Annotated in this window: 14 protein-coding genes; 8 read left to right on the top strand and 6 right to left on the bottom strand. The window is 59.1% G+C overall.

The window, feature by feature from the left end; genetic code table 11:
- Window positions 1-66: 66 nt before the first annotated feature.
- From F8N44_RS18535 to F8N44_RS18520, 4 genes are all read left to right on the top strand, one after another.
- A complete protein-coding gene (locus F8N44_RS18535) occupies window positions 67-849 on the top strand; it encodes a sugar phosphate isomerase/epimerase family protein (RefSeq protein WP_150651308.1) in 783 nt (260 codons plus the stop codon).
- Complete coding sequence (locus tag F8N44_RS18530) at window positions 842-1,819, top strand: sugar kinase (RefSeq protein WP_150651307.1); 978 nt, start codon at window positions 842-844, stop codon at window positions 1,817-1,819. Before F8N44_RS18535 ends, F8N44_RS18530 begins: the two co-directional genes overlap by 8 nt.
- A gap of 109 nt (window positions 1,820-1,928) precedes the next feature.
- Window positions 1,929-3,227 carry an MFS transporter gene (locus F8N44_RS18525; RefSeq protein ID WP_150651306.1) on the top strand — a complete coding sequence of 433 codons (1,299 nt, stop codon included), beginning with the start codon at window positions 1,929-1,931 and terminating at the stop codon, window positions 3,225-3,227.
- Window positions 3,228-3,240: 13 nt separating this feature from the next.
- Window positions 3,241-4,218, top strand: coding sequence for a 2-hydroxyacid dehydrogenase (locus F8N44_RS18520; protein WP_150651305.1), 978 nt, complete (start codon window positions 3,241-3,243; stop codon window positions 4,216-4,218).
- A gap of 117 nt (window positions 4,219-4,335) precedes the next feature.
- Here the strand turns inward: F8N44_RS18520 and F8N44_RS18515 are convergent, their stop codons facing one another.
- The 4 genes from F8N44_RS18515 to F8N44_RS18500 all read right to left on the bottom strand — a co-directional run bounded on the left by F8N44_RS18515 (window position 4,336) and on the right by F8N44_RS18500 (window position 9,867).
- Window positions 4,336-5,523, bottom strand: coding sequence for a pyridoxal phosphate-dependent aminotransferase (locus tag F8N44_RS18515; protein WP_150651304.1), 1,188 nt, complete (start codon window positions 5,521-5,523; stop codon window positions 4,336-4,338).
- Window positions 5,524-5,564: 41 nt separating this feature from the next.
- A complete protein-coding gene (locus F8N44_RS18510) occupies window positions 5,565-7,190 on the bottom strand; it encodes a methyl-accepting chemotaxis protein (RefSeq protein ID WP_150651303.1) in 1,626 nt (541 codons plus the stop codon).
- A gap of 200 nt (window positions 7,191-7,390) precedes the next feature.
- Window positions 7,391-8,533, bottom strand: a complete 1,143-nt coding sequence (locus F8N44_RS18505; RefSeq protein WP_150651302.1) for a glycerate kinase — start codon at window positions 8,531-8,533, stop codon at window positions 7,391-7,393.
- A 215-nt stretch (window positions 8,534-8,748) separates the two neighbouring features.
- Entirely contained in the window at window positions 8,749-9,867 is a 1,119-nt protein-coding gene (locus F8N44_RS18500; RefSeq protein WP_150651301.1) for a sugar diacid recognition domain-containing protein, read from the bottom strand.
- Window positions 9,868-10,038: 171 nt separating this feature from the next.
- On the opposite strand from F8N44_RS18500, the gene F8N44_RS18495 reads away from it, so the two are divergent.
- Window positions 10,039-11,349 (top strand): MFS transporter, encoded by a 1,311-nt coding sequence (locus F8N44_RS18495; RefSeq protein WP_150651300.1) that lies wholly within the window; start codon window positions 10,039-10,041, stop codon window positions 11,347-11,349.
- Between the two features lie 330 nt (window positions 11,350-11,679).
- Here F8N44_RS18495 and F8N44_RS18490 read toward each other — a convergent pair whose 3' ends face one another.
- On the bottom strand, window positions 11,680-12,048 hold the full coding sequence (locus tag F8N44_RS18490; protein WP_150651299.1) for a hypothetical protein: 369 nt from the start codon (window positions 12,046-12,048) through the stop codon (window positions 11,680-11,682).
- 98 nt (window positions 12,049-12,146) lie between these two features.
- Between F8N44_RS18490 and F8N44_RS18485 the strand changes: the two genes are divergently transcribed.
- Window positions 12,147-13,046: a LysR family transcriptional regulator gene (locus tag F8N44_RS18485; RefSeq protein ID WP_150651298.1), complete on the top strand. Its 900-nt coding sequence runs from the start codon at window positions 12,147-12,149 to the stop codon at window positions 13,044-13,046.
- 65 nt (window positions 13,047-13,111) lie between these two features.
- Here the strand turns inward: F8N44_RS18485 and F8N44_RS18480 are convergent, their stop codons facing one another.
- Window positions 13,112-15,061 carry an Ig-like domain-containing protein gene (locus tag F8N44_RS18480; RefSeq protein ID WP_150651297.1) on the bottom strand — a complete coding sequence of 650 codons (1,950 nt, stop codon included), beginning with the start codon at window positions 15,059-15,061 and terminating at the stop codon, window positions 13,112-13,114.
- 206 nt (window positions 15,062-15,267) lie between these two features.
- On the opposite strand from F8N44_RS18480, the gene F8N44_RS18475 reads away from it, so the two are divergent.
- Together F8N44_RS18475 and F8N44_RS18470 are read left to right on the top strand one after the other, a co-directional pair.
- Window positions 15,268-16,281, top strand: coding sequence for an aldo/keto reductase (locus F8N44_RS18475; protein WP_150651296.1), 1,014 nt, complete (start codon window positions 15,268-15,270; stop codon window positions 16,279-16,281).
- Window positions 16,282-16,390: 109 nt separating this feature from the next.
- Window positions 16,391-18,508, top strand: coding sequence for an acyltransferase family protein (locus F8N44_RS18470; RefSeq protein WP_150651295.1), 2,118 nt, complete (start codon window positions 16,391-16,393; stop codon window positions 18,506-18,508).
- The last annotated feature ends 135 nt before the right edge of the window (window positions 18,509-18,643 follow it).

Here is an 18,643-nt window from a genome sequence, read left to right as displayed (position 1 = left end):
AAACAACACATCACTCACTGATATTTTTTTGCACAAAAATGAAACCGGTTTCAGAGGTCAATAACAATGAACAAACCCGCCGTTTCCATCAGTCTGTCCAGCTACGGCGCCGAGCTTGTCCGCCTGCGCGGGCAGGATGCTTTCATCGATGTTCTGGCTGCGGCCGGGGCCAACCGCATCGAATGGCGCGAAGAATTGCTGACCCGTGAAGACCCTGCGCAACTGGCCGAGGCCACTCAGGCGCAGGGCCTGCAAAGCATCTATTCCTCACCGACCGAATTGTGGCTGGCCGGGCAGGCGCAGCCTAATCCCGAGCTGATCACCGCGCTGCAACAGGCCGAAGCGTTCGGTTCGAAATGGCTGAAGGTTTCTCTCGGCTACTTCACCGACAACAACGATTTGCAAGCCCTGGCCGAGCGTTTGAAACACAGCCCGGTGCAATTGCTGGTGGAAAACGACCAGACCTTGCATGGCGGGCGTATCGAACCGTTTCAGCGCTTCTTCGCCGCGGTCGAGCAGCACAACCTGCCAATCAAGATGACTTTCGATATCGGCAACTGGCAGTGGCAAGACCAGTCCGCCACCAGCGCTGCCCGCCTGCTCGGCCGGCATGTCGGCTATGTGCACTGCAAAGCCGTGGCCCGTCGCGCAGACGGCAAACTGGTCGCAGTGCCGCCGGCCGTCAGTGACCTGCATCTGTGGGAACAACTGCTGCGGCACATGGCCCAAGGCGTTATGCGCGCGGCCGAATACCCGTTGCAGGGCGATGATCTGGTGCAACTGACCACCGAGCATGTCGCCGCCCTCGCCCGCCTCGGCCAATCCCGCCTGGAGCCTGCCCATGTCTGAGATCGATATTCTCTCGTTCGGTGAAACTATGGCGATGCTGGTCGCCGAGCAAACCGGAGATCTGGCGGCGGTCGAGCACTTCCACAAGCGCATCGCCGGGGCTGACAGCAATGTCGCGATCGGGCTTTCGCGTCTGGGTTTCAATGTCGCGTGGCTGAGCCGGGTCGGCAATGATTCGCTCGGACGCTTTGTGGTCGAGACCTTGATCAAGGAAGGTCTGGATTGCAGTAACGTCGATGTCGACAAACAGCACCCGACCGGTTTCCAGTTCAAATCGCGCAATGACGATGGCAGCGACCCGCAGGTCGAGTATTTCCGTCGTGGTTCGGCGGCCAGTCATCTGTCACCACAGTCGATCTCGACAAGCCTGCTGAGCGCCCGCCATCTGCATGCCACCGGCATTCCTCCGGCGCTCTCGGCTTCGGCGCGGGAGATGTCCTTCGAACTGATGACGCGCATGCGCAATGCCGGGCGCAGCGTGTCGTTCGACCCCAATCTGCGCCCGAGCCTGTGGGCCACCGAGCGCGAAATGATCACTGAGATCAATCGCCTCGCCGCCCTCGCCCATTGGGTGTTGCCGGGGTTGAGTGAAGGCCGCTTGTTGACCGGCTTCGACGACCCTGCGGACATTGCTGCGTTTTATCTCGATCAGGGTGCAGAAGCCGTGGCGATCAAACTCGGGCCAGAAGGCGCTTATTACCGAACGCATCTGGCGTCGGGATTTGTCGCTGGTGTGCCGGTGGCCAATGTCGTCGACACGGTCGGTGCCGGTGATGGCTTTGCGGTGGGGATGATCAGCGCCCTGCTCGAGCATCAGGGTTTTGCCGAGGCGGTGCAGCGGGCGAACTGGATTGGCAGTCGCGCGGTGCAGAGTCGCGGGGATATGGAGGGGTTGCCTACCCGCCAGGAGTTATCGGTTGAGTTTCAGGCCGCCTTCGCGAGCAGGCTCGCTCCCACAGGGGTTATGTGAGCTCAGAAAATCCACTGTGGGAGCGAGCCTGCTCGCGAAGAGGCCAGCCTAGTCACTGCAAATAATTGAACCTGCTGCGACAAAAACAACAAGCTCAGGAGCAACACCCATGAAAACCGCAACCCTCGCCACCCGCCGCTGGTGGTACATCATGCCGATTGTGTTCATCACCTACAGCCTTGCGTATCTCGATCGCGCCAATTATGGCTTCGCCGCCGCCTCCGGGATGGCCGCCGACCTGATGATCACCCCGGGCCTGTCGTCGCTGCTCGGCGCGCTGTTCTTCCTCGGTTACTTTTTCTTCCAGGTGCCCGGTGCGATCTACGCGCAAAAACACAGCGTGAAGAAGCTGATTTTTGTCAGCTTGATTCTCTGGGGCGGTCTCGCCACGCTGACCGGTGTGGTCTCCAACGCCTATTGGCTGATCGTCATTCGCTTCATGCTCGGCGTGGTCGAAGCCGCTGTAATGCCGGCGATGCTGGTGTATCTGTGCCACTGGTTCACCCGTGCCGAACGCTCGCGAGCCAACACTTTTCTGATCCTCGGCAACCCGGTGACGATGTTGTGGATGTCGGTGGTTTCCGGGTATCTGGTGCAGCATTTCAGCTGGCGCTGGATGTTCATCATCGAAGGTCTGCCGGCAGTGCTCTGGGCATTTATCTGGTGGCGTCTGGCCGATGATCGTCCGGCGCAGGCCAAATGGCTCAGTGATCAGGAAAAACAGGATCTGGAAAGCGCACTCGCCGCCGAACAGGTCGGCATCAAAGCGGTGAAAAACTACGCCGAGGCGTTCCGTTCGCCGAAGGTGATCATTCTGGCGCTGCAGTTTTTCTGCTGGAGCATCGGCGTCTACGGGTTCGTGTTATGGCTGCCGTCGATCCTCAAGGCCGGCGCACAAATGGACATGATCGAAGCCGGTTGGTTGTCGGCGCTGCCGTATCTGGCGGCGGTGATCGGCATGCTCGTGGTGTCGTGGGGTTCGGACAAGTTGCAGAAGCGCAAACGTTTTGTCTGGCCACCGCTGCTGATCGCTTCCATCGCGTTTTACGGTTCCTACGCCCTGGGCGCTGAACATTTCTGGTGGTCGTACACGCTGCTGGTGATTGCCGGCGCCTGTATGTACGCGCCTTACGGGCCGTTTTTTGCCATCGTCCCGGAGATTCTCCCGGCCAACGTCGCCGGTGGCGCGATGGCGCTGATCAACAGTATGGGCGCGCTCGGTTCGTTCGGCGGCTCGTATCTGGTCGGTTATCTGAACAGCTCCACCGGTTCGCCCGGCGCTTCGTATCTGCTGATGAGCGGCGCGCTGCTGCTGTCGGTGGTGCTGACGATTTTTCTCAAGCCCGGCGCCAGTGATCGCGTCGTCGCCAAAGCCGTTGCCACGCGTGCCGTGCCAGCGCATTCCTGAAGAGACTTTTGCCATGAAAAAACAGGTTGTGTTGTACAAGAAACTTTCGCCCGCGCTGATGACGCGTTTGCAGGAACAGTGCGAAGTCACGCTGATCAACAGCCTCGACGCCGACGGTCTGATGCAACTGCGCGACGCCCTGCCCCGCGCTCACGGTTTGCTCGGCGCCAGCCTGAAACTTGATGCGGCGTTGCTTGATCTCGCGCCGCAACTGGAGGCGATTGCCAGCGTTTCGGTGGGGGTCGACAACTACGACATCGATTACCTGAGCCAGCGCCAGATCCTGCTGACCAACACTCCGGACGTGCTCACCGAAACCACCGCCGACACCGGTTTCGCGCTGATCCTCGCCGCCGCGCGGCGTGTGGTTGAACTGGCGAACATGGTGCGCAGCGGCCAATGGAGCCGCAATATCGGCCCGGCGCATTTCGGCACCGATGTGCATGGCAAGACGCTGGGCATTATCGGCATGGGCCGCATCGGCGAGGCATTGGCGCAGCGTGGGCATTTTGGTTTTGGCATGCCGGTGCTCTATCACAGTCAGTCGCGCAAACCGGCGGTCGAGGCGCGATTCGATGCGCAATATCGCAGCCTTGAAGATCTGCTCCAGCAAGCCGATTTCATTTGCCTGACCTTGCCGTTGACGGCGCAGACCGAAGGCTTGATCGGCGCCGAGCAGTTCGCGCTGATGCGCCCGGAAAGCATCTTCATCAATATCTCGCGGGGCAAGGTGGTCGATGAGACGGCGATGATCGACGCGCTGCGTCACCAGCGGATTCGTGCGGCGGGGCTGGATGTGTTTGAGCGTGAGCCGTTGAATCACGATTCGCCGTTGTTGCAGCTGAATAATGTGGTGGCGACGCCGCACATGGGTTCGGCGACGCATGAGACGCGGGAGGCGATGGCGCGCTGTGCGGTGGAGAATCTGTTGGCGGCGTTGATTGGGGAGAAACCGGCGAATCTGGTGAATCCATCGGCATGGCAGGGCTGAATTAATCGGTGGCTGTAATGCCGCCTTCGCGAGCAAGCTCGCTCCCACAGGGGAATGCATTTCCAATGTGGGAGCGAGCTTGCTCGCGAAGAGGCCGGTACAGGCAATACAAGACCATCAAGCACTGCGCATCTGTAGAAGCTGCGCCGCACAAAGCGCAATTCGTGCACAGGCATCCGCCAGTTTCACCCGGTCCAGCACCAGACCAATCCGAATGTGCCCCGCCGCACTCGGCCCGAACGCTTCACCGGCAAGGACCGAAACCCCATAGCCTTCCAGCAACTGCTCGGCAAACGCCTGAGCGCCCAGCCCGGTCTGACGCACATCGACCATCACGAACATGCCGCCATCCGGACGGATCGGATACAGCCCCGGGCAACCGCTCAAACGCTCGCACACCAGATCCCGGCGCAGGCGATATTCCTCGCGCATTTGCGTCACTTCCGGCAAATCGGTTTCCAACGCAATCTCCGCGGCCTTCTGCACAAAATCCGGCAACCCGAACAACATGCTCAGCGACAGATTGACCAAATGCTCGGCCAGCGATTTCGGCCCGATCATCCAGCCGATGCGCCAGCCGGTCATGGCGTGGGATTTCGACAGGCTGTTGATGGTCGCCGTGCGCTCAGCCATGCCCGGCAGGCTCGCCGGGCTGACGTGCTGACCTTCATAAAGCAGTTCGCTGTAGACCTCGTCGCTGATCAGCCACAAGTCATGGCGGATACACAGCGCCGCCAGTTCCTGCCAGATCAGCAGTGGCAGGCTCGCGCCAGACGGATTGTTCGGACTGTTCAACAGCATGGCGCGTGATTTCGGCGTGATGCGCGCAGCGACGTCGACCGGGTCGACACGAAAGCCGTTTTCCGGGCGCACCGGCACCGGCACCACCGTCGCGCCGCACGCGCCAAACACGCCTTCGTAGGTGACATACATCGGTTCGGCGACGATCACTTCATCGCCCGGATCCAGCAGACATTGCGCCACCGAATACACCGCGCATTGCGCGCCAGGCATGACGATCACGTGCTCAGCATCGACTGCTTGTCCGCTGCGCCGACGATGCCGTTCGGCAATCAGCTTACGCAGCGCCAAACGACCTCGCACTTCGGAATAATGGGTATCGCCAGCGAGCAAGCTGTCGATCGCGCCGTGGACAATCGGCAGCGGTGTATCGAAATCCGGGCCACCCACGCTCAGCAGCAGGATATCGACACCCTCGGCGCGCAACTCCAGCGCTCGGTCGTGAATCTGCCAGGCGGCGGCTCCCTCTCCGGCGATTCGTTGGGTCAAGGCTGAATAGCGCATGTACGTCTCCTGATTGCGCGGTCTCCAGCCTTCACCGTATCTCAAATCACAAAACGCGCCACCATCGCATTCAAATCTACCGCCAGACGCGACAGTTCATGGGTCGCAGCGCTGGTCTGATTGGCCCCGGCGGCCGATTGCGTGGCCAGATCGCGGATATTGACCAGGTTGCGGTCGACCTCGCGCGAGACCTGCGCTTGCTCTTCCGAGGCGCTGGCGATGACCAGGTTGCGCTCGTTGATCTGATGGATCGACTGAGTGATCTGCTCCAGCGCCACACCGGCGGCGCGGGCCATTTCCAGAGTCGACTGGGTGCGCTGGTTGCTTTGCTGCATCGACGAAACCGCTTCGCCGGTGCCGTTCTGGATGCCGGCGACCATTTTTTCGATTTCCTGAGTCGACTGCGCGGTGCGATGGGCCAATGCCCGAACTTCGTCCGCCACGACCGCAAAACCACGCCCGGCCTCACCGGCGCGCGCTGCTTCGATCGCGGCGTTGAGTGCCAGCAGGTTGGTCTGTTCGGCGATGGCACGGATCACGTCGAGGACTTTGCCGATATCGCGCCCCTGTGTGGCGAGGCCTTCAATCATTTGCGCAGTGTTCTGCACGTCATGGGTCATGGTCTGGATCGCGTCGACGGTTTTCACCACTTGGTCGCGACCTTCGCGGGCGGCGTGGGTCGACTGGTTCGAGGCTTCCGAGGTCGACACGGCGTTGCGCGCGACTTCTTCGACGGCGGCGGTCATTTCGTTGACAGCAGTGGCGGCTTGCTCGATTTCGTTGTTCTGCTGCTGCAGGCCACGGGAGGCTTCTTCGGTCACCGCGCTGAGTTCTTCGGCAGCAGCGCCCAGTTGCGTGGCCGAGCCGGCGATCTGTTCGATGGTTTTGCGCAGATTGTTCTGCATCGCCGCGAGCGCTTCGAGCAGGCGGGCCGGTTCGTCTTTGCCGTCGACTTCAATGGCTTTGGTCAGGTTACCGCTGGCGATGGTTTGTGCGGCCTGCACGGCGCGGTTCAGCGGCGTGACGATGCTGCGGGTCAGCAGCCAGGCCAGTAACACGGTGGCCAACGCCGCAACAACGGCAACGATGATAATGCCGGTGATGGCGCTGTCGTAATGCTCACCGGCCTGAATCGACGCGGCTTTGGCATCGGCGGCATTGATCGCGATCAGTTTGTTGAGCTGCTCGCCCATCTGGTCGGTGCCGTCCTTGATCCGCGTGTTGATCAGGCTGCGCATCTCGTCGAGTTTGTCCTGACGCGACAGCTCCATCATCTGGTTCTGCGCTTGCAGGTAGTTGTCCAGCGTGGTCGCAAAGGTCTGGTACAACGCCCGTTCTTCCGGGCCGGCCGGCAGTGCGGCGTAACTGGCCTGCGCGGCGCGAACCTTGTCGACCAGAACGCCGATGCGGGTCTGCGCCTCCTGCAAACCAGCCGCTTCGCGATTGACCAGCACACGGAACGACAGAATCCGCAGACGCAGGACGTTTTCTGTCACCACGCTGAGCTGGGTCACGCTGGGAAGTTGCGTCGAATCCATCTCGACGGACGCCTGCCGGATGATCGACATACGGTTGACGGCGAATACGCCGAGCACGATCACCAGCAAGGCGATAAAGGCAAAACCGAGGAAGGCACGGGGCGCGATATTCAGGTTACGCAGGGACATAGTTGAGCTCTCGAAAGATAGAAACTACGAGCGTCCATGCGTCATCACTGGCCCGGGGGGGCGGGCTCAGTCCGGCGTCACTGTTTTAGGTAGTTATGTGCGCGCCTGTTAGCTGTATCGGCCAGGCTTTAGGAAGATTGCGGGTCAAGGGCAACTATTTTTCCGGGTGTTTCAAGATTGAAACACCCTGTGAGCCTGTTTCACACGTTGTGTTTGGCCATTTGCCAGACGCGGGCAATATCGGTAGCGCGTTCACGCAGCAGTCGCGGTGCTTCGGCGCAGGCCTGCTCCAACGTCATCGGGCCGCTGGTCACGGCGAAAGCCGCATCGATGCCGTGATCGTAAAGCTCTTGATAACCCTCACCTAACGTTCCGGCGATGACGATCACCGGCACGTCGTGTTGCCTGGCAATCCGCGCAACACCGAACGGCGTCTTGCCGCGCAAGGTCTGCGCATCGAAGCGCCCTTCCCCGGTGATCACCAGATCAGCGCCTTCGACCGCTTCGGCGAGGCCGACGAGTTCGGCAACCACTTCCACCCCGGCTTGAAATTGCGCGCCGAGAAAAGCCTTGGCCGCAAACCCCAGACCACCTGCCGCGCCACTGCCCGGCTCGTCACGAACGTCTTTGCCCAAGGCCTGCGCGCACAGCTCGGCGAAGTGCCCCAACGCCTGATCGAGTTGCTGCACCTGCGTCGGTGATGCGCCTTTCTGCGGGCCGAAAATCGCCGAAGCACCGTGCGGGCCGCACAGCGGGTTGTTGACGTCAGCGGCAATATCGAAACGCACCTGCGCCAGACGTGGATCGAGTTCGCTCAGGTCCAGTTGTGCCAGTTGCGCCAATGCCAGACCGCCGGGCACCAGCGACTGATGTTGCGCATCGAGCAACTTCACGCCCAACGCCTGCATTGCCCCGGCGCCGCCATCGTTGGTCGCGCTGCCGCCAATCGCCAGAATCACTCGTTGCGCGCCGGCATCCAGCGCCGCGCGAATCAATTCGCCGGTGCCGAAGGTGCTGCTGATGCAGGCATCGCGTTGCCCCGGTGGCACCAGTTGCAGGCCGCTGGCCTCGGCCATTTCGATGATTGCGGTGTGGTTGTATGGCAACCAGCCCCACGCCGCATCGACTGCCGAACCCAACGGGCCACGCACGCGGGTGCGGCGCATTTCGCCTTCGCAGGCAGCGAGGATCGACTCGACCGTGCCTTCGCCACCATCGGCCATTGGGCATTTGACCAGCGTTGCCTGCGGCCAGACCTGCGCCAGGCCAAGAGCAATGGCTTCGGCGACGCCTTGAGCACTCAGGCTGTCCTTGAACGAGTCGGGGGCGATGACGATCTTCATGGGAATTCTCCGGTTGCAATGTCCCTCATGCTGCCAGTCCGCCTGCGTGTTGACGCCTGTCCGCTGCACAAGTGGCGGGGACGTTTATTGTTCATTTTCACAAAAGATCTGTTTTGAATGTTCCGCCGCCTTCGCGAGCAGGCTCGCCCCCACAGGTGATCGCATTTCATTGTGGGAGCGAGCTTGCTCGCGAAGGCGTCTTTGAAGATGCCCAATTAACCCGGATCTGTCTGTGGCAGCAGCTGTACCCCGAGATACAGCGCCAGCATCCCGTCCAGCCTGAGCGGATCAACCCCACTCAACTCGGCAATCCGCTCCATCCGATAACGCAAACTGTTGCGATGAATCCCCAGCGCATCGGCACACGCCTGACTCTGGCCATCGTGCTCACACCAACTGCGCAGGGTCGCCAGCAACTGGCCGTTGCCGTCCTTGGCGATCACTTTGCGCAGCGGCTTGAGCAATTCGTCCAGTGCGTCGTCATTGCGGTGCCGCCACAACATCACCGGCAAGCGATAGCGGTTCAACGTCAGCAATCGCGAGTGCGGCAACACTTCGCGACCATAGGCGAGCAAGTCGCCTACGCGCCGATAACAACGGCGCAGCCCGGCGAGTCCGTCAGCCTGCCCGCCCACGGCAATGCGCAGCACCTTCCAGCCGAGGCCATCGAGCTTCTCCAGCAAGCGATCATGCTCGACGTTTTGACTCGCCGGCCGGCACCACAACAGGGAAGACTTCGCGGAACTCACGCACCAGCTATCGGGATAACGCGACGTCAGCCAGGCACTCAACGCCTCAACGGTTTGCCCCGGTCCATGTTCAAGGCCCAGCTCGAACAGATACGGCACCCGGGTCAATTGCGGTTTGAGCCCAAGCTGCTGCGCTTCATCGACCAAACGCGGCGAGTCCCCGGCCTCGCTCAACAGCAACGCCAGCAGATCATCGCAACGCTGGCGCCGCCATTGCTGCTCGGCCTGCTGATTGCGCTGGCCGACGAGCATTTCGGCGGTCATGCGCACCAGTTCGGCATACGTGCGCAGTTGCTCCGGTTCGCCGGTAATGCCGAGCACACCGATCAAGCGCTGATCGAGCAACAGCGGCAGGTTGATTCCCGGTTGTACGCCCTTCAGATGCACGGCCGTCTGCGCATCGATCTCGACCACGCGACCGTTGGCCAGCACCAGTTGCGCGCCTTCGTGACGGGTGTTGATGCGCTCCGGTTCACCGCTGCCGAGGATCAGCCCCTGGCTGTCCATGACGTTGACGTTGTAGGGCAAAATGGCCATGGCCCGGTCGACGATGTCCTGGGCGAGGTCGTGATCGAGTTCGAACATAGCGGCGGCAATCCTTGATTTATGGCACTGGCAGTTGTTCACCCGCACAGGGTCTGGCGGCAAACCCTGTGCTCAGGCACAAAGACAATCCGGCCAAAGGTGACCGAGACTCTCGGGGCGATCAACGTTACCCTTTGCATCGCAAAAAATCATAATAAAGAGAGAGCCGCTATGTCGCAGAGCGCCGCAGCTACCCAGACCATCGTTGACGATAAAAATGCCGTCTACAAACGCATCACCCTGCGTTTGATCCCCTTCATCTTCATCTGCTACTTGTTCAACTACCTCGACCGGGTCAATGTTGGATTTGCCAAACTGCAGATGCTCGACGCGCTGAAATTCAGCGAAACCGTGTACGGCCTCGGTGCCGGTATTTTCTTCATCGGCTACGTGCTGTGCGGCGTGCCGAGCAACCTGGCGTTGACCAAATTCGGTCCACGGCGCTGGATCGCGCTGATGATGATCACCTGGGGCACGCTGTCGACCTGCCTGTTGTTCGTCACCACGCCGACCGAGTTCTACACCCTGCGGCTGTTCACCGGTGCGGCTGAAGCCGGGTTCTTCCCCGGCGTTGTTTTGTATCTCTCGCAGTGGTTCCCGACCTTTCGCCGTGGGCGGATCATGGCGTTGTTCATGTCGGCGATCCCGGTGTCCGGTTTGCTCGGCAGCCCGTTTTCTGGCTGGATTCTCAATCACTTTGCGGCGGGCCAGGGCGGTCTGGCCGGCTGGCAGTGGATGTTTCTGCTGCAAGGCATTCCTACCGTCATCCTCGGCGCCCTCGCCTATTTCCTGCTGAGCGACAGCTTCGCCAACGCCAAGTGGCTGAGCCCGCATGAGCGTGCGGTGCTGGAAGCGGATCAGGCCGAAGATTTGGCAAACAAACCGAGAACCACTTCCGACTCGCTGCTGGCCGTGTTCAAGAACCCGGCGATCTGGGCGTTCGGTCTGATCTATTTCTGCATCCAGAGCGGCGTGTACGCGATCAACTTCTGGCTGCCGTCGATCATCAAAAACCTCGGCTTCAGCGATAACCTGGTGATCGGCTGGCTGAGTGCAATTCCGTATCTGCTGGCGGCGGTGTTCATGCTGGTGGTCGGGCGTTCGGCGGACTTGCGCAAGGAGCGTCGCTGGCACTTGGTGGTGCCGATGCTGATGGGTGCGATCGGTCTGGTGATCGCCGTTAACTTTGCGGCGAACCCGGCGATTGCGATTCTCGGCCTGACCATTGCCACCATGGGCGCGTTGACGGGTCTGCCGATGTTCTGGCCGGTGCCGACGGCCATGTTGAGTGCGGGCGCTGCGGCGGGCGGGCTGGCGTTGATCAACTCGATGGGGCAGATGGCTGGCTTCCTCAGCCCTTATCTGGTGGGTTGGGTCAAGGACAGCACCGGTTCGACCGATGCAGCGCTGTATCTGCTGGCGGGTGTGATTGTTGGCGGGAGTTTGCTGGCGTTGCGCATGACGCGGACGTTGCGGGCTTGAGTTTTTTGATGGATGGAAGAACGGCCCTTTTCAGGGTCGTTTTTTATTGGGGTTTCGGCTGGGCTTTTGTGCTGTTCTGGAGATCTTTTCCCCCTCACCCCAGCCCTCTCCCCCCAGGGGGCGAGGGGGAAAGGGAGCCGATCTTCGGGCTTTTCAAAGTCTGAGTTCGACTTGGAATTGCATGGCATTACAAAGAGTTCGGTTGCTCCAGTAACGAAGGGAAAGGGAGCCGATTTTGGTGCTTTTCAAGACCTGAGTTCGACTCGCTATTGCACGTCGGTGTACCTCGTTCAAACACCTCGGTCGGTCCCCTCTCCCCCTGGGAGAGGGTTAGGGTGAGGGCAGTGCTTTGGCATCCAGCTCAATCACCAGACCACCGGGCATTTGCACAAAAATCTGCGCGATCCCCTCGCCCGGTACCTGCGCCAACTGATACGGCAATCCACTCTCACGCACCCGCTGCAACACCGTTTCCGCCGGCTCATCAGTACGAAACGCGATGTGGCTCAGTTCAGTGTCATCGGGCAGCGGCCGCTCGATCACATGCACCACGGCGTGTTCATCCTGATACAGCCAACGCCCCGGAAACGGAAACGGCGGTCGACGGCCCGGCTTGAGCCCGAGCAACTTGGCGAAACCGTCCTGCAAGGCCTGACCGTCAGCGGTATTGAAGGCCAGATGATCGAATGTCCAGGTCATGCGCCTCTCCTGCGATTGTTGACTGATTGCAGTATCTGCCCTTGCTAATCACTGAAAAATCCCGCAAAAACGCAAAGATCTTTAAAGGATTTTTAGCAATGAGCTCGATTCTAGATCTGGAGATCTTCGTCCGTGTCGCCGACGCCGGCAGCATCTCCGCCGCCGCTCGTGCCTTGGAGCTGACGCCAGCCGCCGCCAGTATTGCGCTGAAGCGCTTGGAAACCCGCCTCGGCATTCGTTTATTCGCACGCTCCACGCGCAGTATTCGTCTGACTGAAGAAGGTCGCTGTTATCTGCAAAGCGTGCGCTTGGCACTGGCGGCGCTGGCCGAGGGTGAACAGGCACTTAAACAACAAAGCGAAGGGTTGAGCGGCGTGTTGCAACTGGCTGCGCCGTCGGACTTCGGACGCAACGTGTTGTTACCGTGGCTCGATGATTTCAAGCGCGAACACCCGAATATTCAACTGCAACTGCTACTCAACGACCGGCATGCCGATCTGTTTCGCGAGACCGTCGATGTGGCGCTGCGCTTCGGCGTGCCAAGTGATTCGACGCTGGTGGCGTTGCCGATTCTGCCGCAACACCGGCGGGTTGCCTGCGCCAGCCCTGACTATCTGGCGCGCCATGGCACTCCGCAACATCCCGCCGAACTGAGCGAGCATAGTGCCCTGCTCTATTTGCGTAACGGCAGTCCCTACAACACTTGGCGCTTCAGTCGCGGCGATGAAACGCTGGAAGTCGAAGTCCACGGCGACTACTTCAGCGACGACGGCGAAGTCGCCCGCCGCTGGGCGCTGGCCGGGCATGGCATCGCTTACAAGGCTTGGCTCGACATTGCCGAAGATGTCCGCGCCGGGCGGCTGGTGACGTTGTTCGAAGATTGGGACGGGGAAAGCGTGCCGTTCAATTTGCTGTGTCCGCATCGGGTGCAGGTGTCGGAACGGGTCAGGGTATTGCAGGGGTTTCTGCAAGAGCGCTGCACCGGGCTGAGCCGATAAATCACTTTGCCCCGTAGCGTGTTTTGATCGTTCCCGACCGGGAGGACGATCAAAACAATACTGAACTACAGAGGTAGGAGGCACCACGATGTGAGTACATGACGCCCAGGAGAACCAAAAAAGGTTGTATCTGGCCGCATATAAACATAGCTGCTACCGAATAAACAACACGCATTTACATGCTCAGGGATGGATGGAAAATAAACACGTCGTATGTCTCCAATGAAGGTCCAATTATAAACCTGCATCCCACCTAGCGTATGCATCCAAGCAATTGCATCATCCGCCCGAAGCTTTTCAGCACTGATCCGCAATTGAAAAACATTCGTAACAGCCACCAAGTAACTAACTGTCTCACCCTCCTGATCCGTGACATATATCGTCGCCACACCCTGCTTGAGTCCCGTCACCTTACCCGCCGCAGTCACCGGCGCAGTCAACGGATCCGAAGACGCATAGTCATACGGCGGAACCCCACCCGTCGGCACACGAACACCCGTATTGCCAATCGAATCCTCCCCGGTTTTCGGCCACTGCGGAATCTTCACCGAAAACCCGTCCAGCTTCATCTGCGTCCGGTCGATGCTCAACGCCAAACGTTGAAACCGCCAAGGATCCGACTCAAGTTGATTCCCGGTTTTTTCCTTCGCAATAAAGCTGTGCTGACCTACGGCGATCGGTATCAATTTGCTCTGCCACTTATAGTTGGCCGCGACTTGAATATCTTCGACATAAGTTCCGTCATCAAACAGCTGCAGCACCACGCCTGCCAGCGCAGAGCCTGACAACACCACTTTATTATCCGAAACCGTGCCGCCGTTCTGCACGTCTCCTCCGGACGAATTCTTCACCGCCAAAATAAGCGGTTTCACAATCACCCGTGCCCGGGCAACTTTCGATGTTGCAATAACGATTCCCCCGCGTACTTGCTCATACAGCACAGCGACCGCACTGTCGCCAATGACCTTGGCATTGGGAATCATCAACCTGTGCACAAAAGGAAGCCTGCCGACAGGCTCGTCAACCGTATGTACGACAACGGGTCCGCTACTCGGCGTCGCGGTGTATTTCACGCGGACAGTGTCGTTAGTGGCCCAGAGAGATTCCAGAACATGCACCTGGATGGTCAGGTCCTTGTTCCCCAGTTTGTTCAGGTCAATCGTGTCTGGCGCGTCGTGCGGGTCATCCGGGTCTTCGGCAATATCGGGAGCTGCCAGCCGTGTACCCTTGAGATCAACCACGACCCGGATCGCCGCCGACCATGGCGAATTCAAGTCGGCACCGTTGCCAATTTGATCGCTCACGGTATAAGAAAAAGCGAACTGCGGATGATCGCCTGCAGCCTCTAAGTCGGCTTTATCGAGTAGCAGACCGAGCCGGGTGGGCACGCTAGTGGGTGTGGCTGGAGCCTCGTCAGGGTGCACTTCGCGCGATACATCATGACCATTACAGTTAAGCAATATTCTGTCGTAGGCCCGGCAGTAAGGGTAGGAGAAGTAAACCTGCACGCCCTGCGCTGCCCTGTCGGCATCAACACCGTCGTCAATCAGGTCTTGAGGCAGTACGAGTTCAAGTTCGGAATGTCCTTCATCACCGGCGATCTGGTCGTCCATGCCTGGCCGAATAGCGTTGTACAAAATCGTTAGTGGCGGTTCCGAAGTGCCTTCATTACTGCTTCCACGAACGACTGTATACGTAAGTTGGTTGAGGTAGCCGGGATCCGACCTCAATTTTTTTTTGGGTATATAGAGCACCACCGAATCATCAGTGGATTGAGTCTGGGTGCTGGCGATATTAGTTTCGCCGTTCAAATTTAGCTGAACAGTGTCCAGCGGTGCTTGTCCCAAGTAGGAATCAATGATGACCGTAGCGCCGCTTGGCGTCAGGTCATAAAACTGCATGCCAATACCGCAATCTGCGCCAGCCACAGACTTGTTACTGTCCGGCAGCTGCGGCGGATAAAGAACTAGTACAGACTCATCGGGTGTCGCTGAAAAACAAGGTTGATTAGTCATGGAAACACTCCTGATCTGGCTCATGGAATAGGACTTTTTGGGCTAACTCCATCGTTCAGGATCAGGCCAGATTTACCTGATGACTGCCTACTGTCATATCTGACAGTTACGACGAATGGTCACTCACTGAGCGCAAACTGGCTTTGCCGACACGTCTTGCTTCTGGTATTTGATTAGAGCTTTCCCACCGACAAAAGGATTTCGGCATGAGCTATCGCACACTCGGTCACTCGGGCTTGCAGGTGTCCACCCTCACCCTCGGCACGATGATGTTTGGCGAGCAGACCAGCGCTGAGGATTCGCTGCGCATCATCGACAAGGCCTGGGATCAGGGGATCAATTTCATCGACACCGCCGACGTCTACACCAACGGTCGTTCCGAAGAGATCGTCGGTGAAGCGATTGCCCGTCATCGGCATGACTGGGTGCTGGCGACCAAGGTCGGTTTCGGCCCGGTGGACGGCGTGCCGAATCGCAGCGGTTTGAGCCGCAAACACATCTTCAATGGCATCGATGCCAGCCTGACCCGGCTCGGCACTGACTATCTCGACATTTATTACCTGCACCGCGAAGACCACAACACGCCGCTGGAAGTGAGCGTGTCGGCGATTGGCGATCTGATTCGTCAGGGCAAGATTCGTTATTGGGGCCTGTCGAACTATCGCGGCTGGCGGATTGCCGAGGTGATTCGCATCGCCGATAAACTCGGCGTTGACCGTCCTGTGATCAGTCAGCCGTTGTACAACATCGTCAACCGCCAGGCCGAGACCGAGCAGATCACTGCGGCACAAACCTACGGCCTTGGTGTAGTGCCTTACAGTCCGCTGGCCCGGGGCGTGCTCAGCGGCAAGTACGCGCCGGATGTCAAACCGGACGCCAACAGCCGCGCCGGACGCCAGGACAAGCGCATTCTGGAAACCGAGTGGCGCGTGGAATCGCTTCGCATCGCCCAGAAAATTCAGCAGTACACCGAGCAGCGCGGGGTCGGGATGGTCGAGTTCGCGATTGCCTGGGTGTTGAATAACAGTGCGGTGACGTCGGCGATTGTCGGGCCGCGAACTGAAGATCAGTGGGATGCTTATACCAAGGCGCAGGCCGTGCAGATCACGGCGCAGGATGAGGCGTTTATCGATTCGCTGGTCTCGCCGGGTCACGCGTCGACACCGGGATTCAACGATGTCAGTCATTTTGTGTCGGGGCGTAAACCCCATCAGGGTTGAGCTTTACTGCAAGCCTTCGACAGCCGATACCCTCGGCTGTCTTTCAACGAATCAAGCGCGATCAAATGGACTGTTGATTGATCGCCCGGCAATGACCAGGGACTGATAAATGCTCAATCGCCCCGTTGAGGTATCCAGCAAGCCTTTGCGCGGGCTGCTGTTCAAACTGCGTGGCGCGAAAAATCTGCACGAGCCTCTTTCGCCAGCGGCGACCGTGGCTACCGGGGATCGCAAACCATCGATCGAGTATCGTGCGGATATCGACGGGTTACGTGCAATCGCAGTGTTGCTGGTGTTGATTTTCCACGGCGGTCTGACGCTTTTCCCGTCCGGGTTTATTGGCGTCGATATCTTCTTCGTGATCTCGGGTTATCTGACCACCGCGATCATCATGAAATCGCTGAACAACGGCACGTTCACGTTCTCGGGGTTCTATACGCGGCGAATCTGGCGCTTGCAGCCAGCGGTGATTGCGTTGCTGGCCGTGACCCTGATTATCACAACGCTGCTGTACTTGCCCGATGACTATGTCGACTTTCTGAAAAGCGAAAAGTACACATCGCTAATCATCTCCAACCAGTATTTTTCCAAAGTCACAACGGGCTACGCCACGCCTGATGCGGCCAGCCTGCCGCTGTTGCACACCTGGTCGCTGGCCATCGAATGGCAGTGGTATCTGGCCCTGCCGCTGGGCCTCTGGTTGCTCTACCGCTATCTGGCGAAAAGCCTGTTCAAAGCGGTGGTGCTCGGCTTGACCCTGGCGGCAATGGCGCTCGCGCTGTACTTGTCTTACTCGGTTCCTGACAAAAACTACTACTTCTTCACCGCGCGAATTTTCGAATTGATGATCGGCTCCTGTGCAGTCATTTTCAGCACGGACACGTTCAGGCTCAATCGCCTGAGCGCCACGCTGGTCTGTGCGTTTTCGCTGGCGACGATCCTCTACTGCGCCACTCTGGCAGATATCCTGCCGGGCTTTCCGCGCTACCACGCCATTGCCGTGTGCCTCGCCACTGCAGCCTTGCTGTTTCAGGGGATTGGCGATGCGAGCTTTACCTCGAAACTGCTGGCGTTCAAACCCCTGGTGTTCATAGGCACGCTTTCGTACTCCCTGTACTTGTGGCACTGGCCGATCCTGGCGCTGATGAATTACATGGGCATCACCCTCACCGCGCCAGCGACGGTCGTTTACTTCGTCTCCACGTTCGTCATGGCCTGGCTCTGCTACGTGCTGATCGAAAACCGCTTTCGAAAGGCCAGGCTCGGCTTTGCCAAAACCCTTGTCGTGCTGATGATCCTGCCCGCAATCGGCCTGTCGCTGCTCCACGCGGCCAGCGTCAGACAGGAAGGCTGGCCGAACCGCTTCAACGAAGGCTACAACAACGTCTTCAACGGTTTGAAAGCGTCTGTTCCAGCCACTCGGGAGGGATGCCTGGGTGTCAGTGACGGCGCCGATCCGGGCTGTATAGCGGGCGCCGCGCAGGCCGCGCCGCAAATATTGCTGATGGGCGATTCATTTTCGAATCACTACTGGGGCTTTGTCGAAACACTGGCCAAGGATGCCAATCTTGCCGTCCTCACACAGGGTTATCCGGCATGCCTGGCCTTGCCCGGGATCTACCTCTATGACGTGAGTAAGTACACGAACGGGCTGTATCAAAAATGCCACAACGCGACGCGTCGCTATTACGACTTGATCGCGAAGAAGCATTTCAAGTATGTGATCGTTGGCCAGTTCTGGGAGGCTTATCTCAAGGATGACATCGTCACCAAACTGGACGACCCGCGCAGCCCGGAGCTGTCGCAACAACGCCTCGGCACAGCGATCCGCAAAGCCCTGGATATCATTGTCGAATCCGGTGCTACTCCGGTCTTTCTGGAGAACACGCTGCCTATGCCTGCGGGGATCAATACCTGCCTGCTGCAACAGGTCAAGCTGCGCGGGTTGATGGGCAGTGCCGAGCAAAGCAGCCTCTGCGCCACGGCGCCATGGTCAGGCGCGAAAGAGCCGGTGCTCGAACGACTGTTCAATGACTTGAAGACTGAATACCCCGGCTTGATCGTCATTGACCCAAAAATCGTGCAATGCAAAGACGCCGCGTGCATGACCACTGTCGACGGTTTACCGGTCTATCGTGACATTGGCCACATCACCGATTACGCCTCTTACAAGTTCGGCGAGATGTACCTGAGGCGTTTCGGCAATCCGTTGAAGGTTGCGCAGTGATGTTTCACTCACACTGACTACGCTTGTGCAGGAGCTGTTGCAGGGAAATGTGTGTGAGGAATATTGAGCATCCGGCCAATATTCAGCACAAAAACCACGTATCCTTCGCGCCCCGTTTGACCATCAACCCGCGAG

Origin of the sequence: Pseudomonas fluorescens, from assembly GCF_902497745.1 — a bacterium.
GTDB lineage: Bacteria > Pseudomonadota > Gammaproteobacteria > Pseudomonadales > Pseudomonadaceae > Aquipseudomonas > Aquipseudomonas fluorescens_BM.
This window is presented reverse-complemented; position numbering and strand designations above follow the sequence as displayed.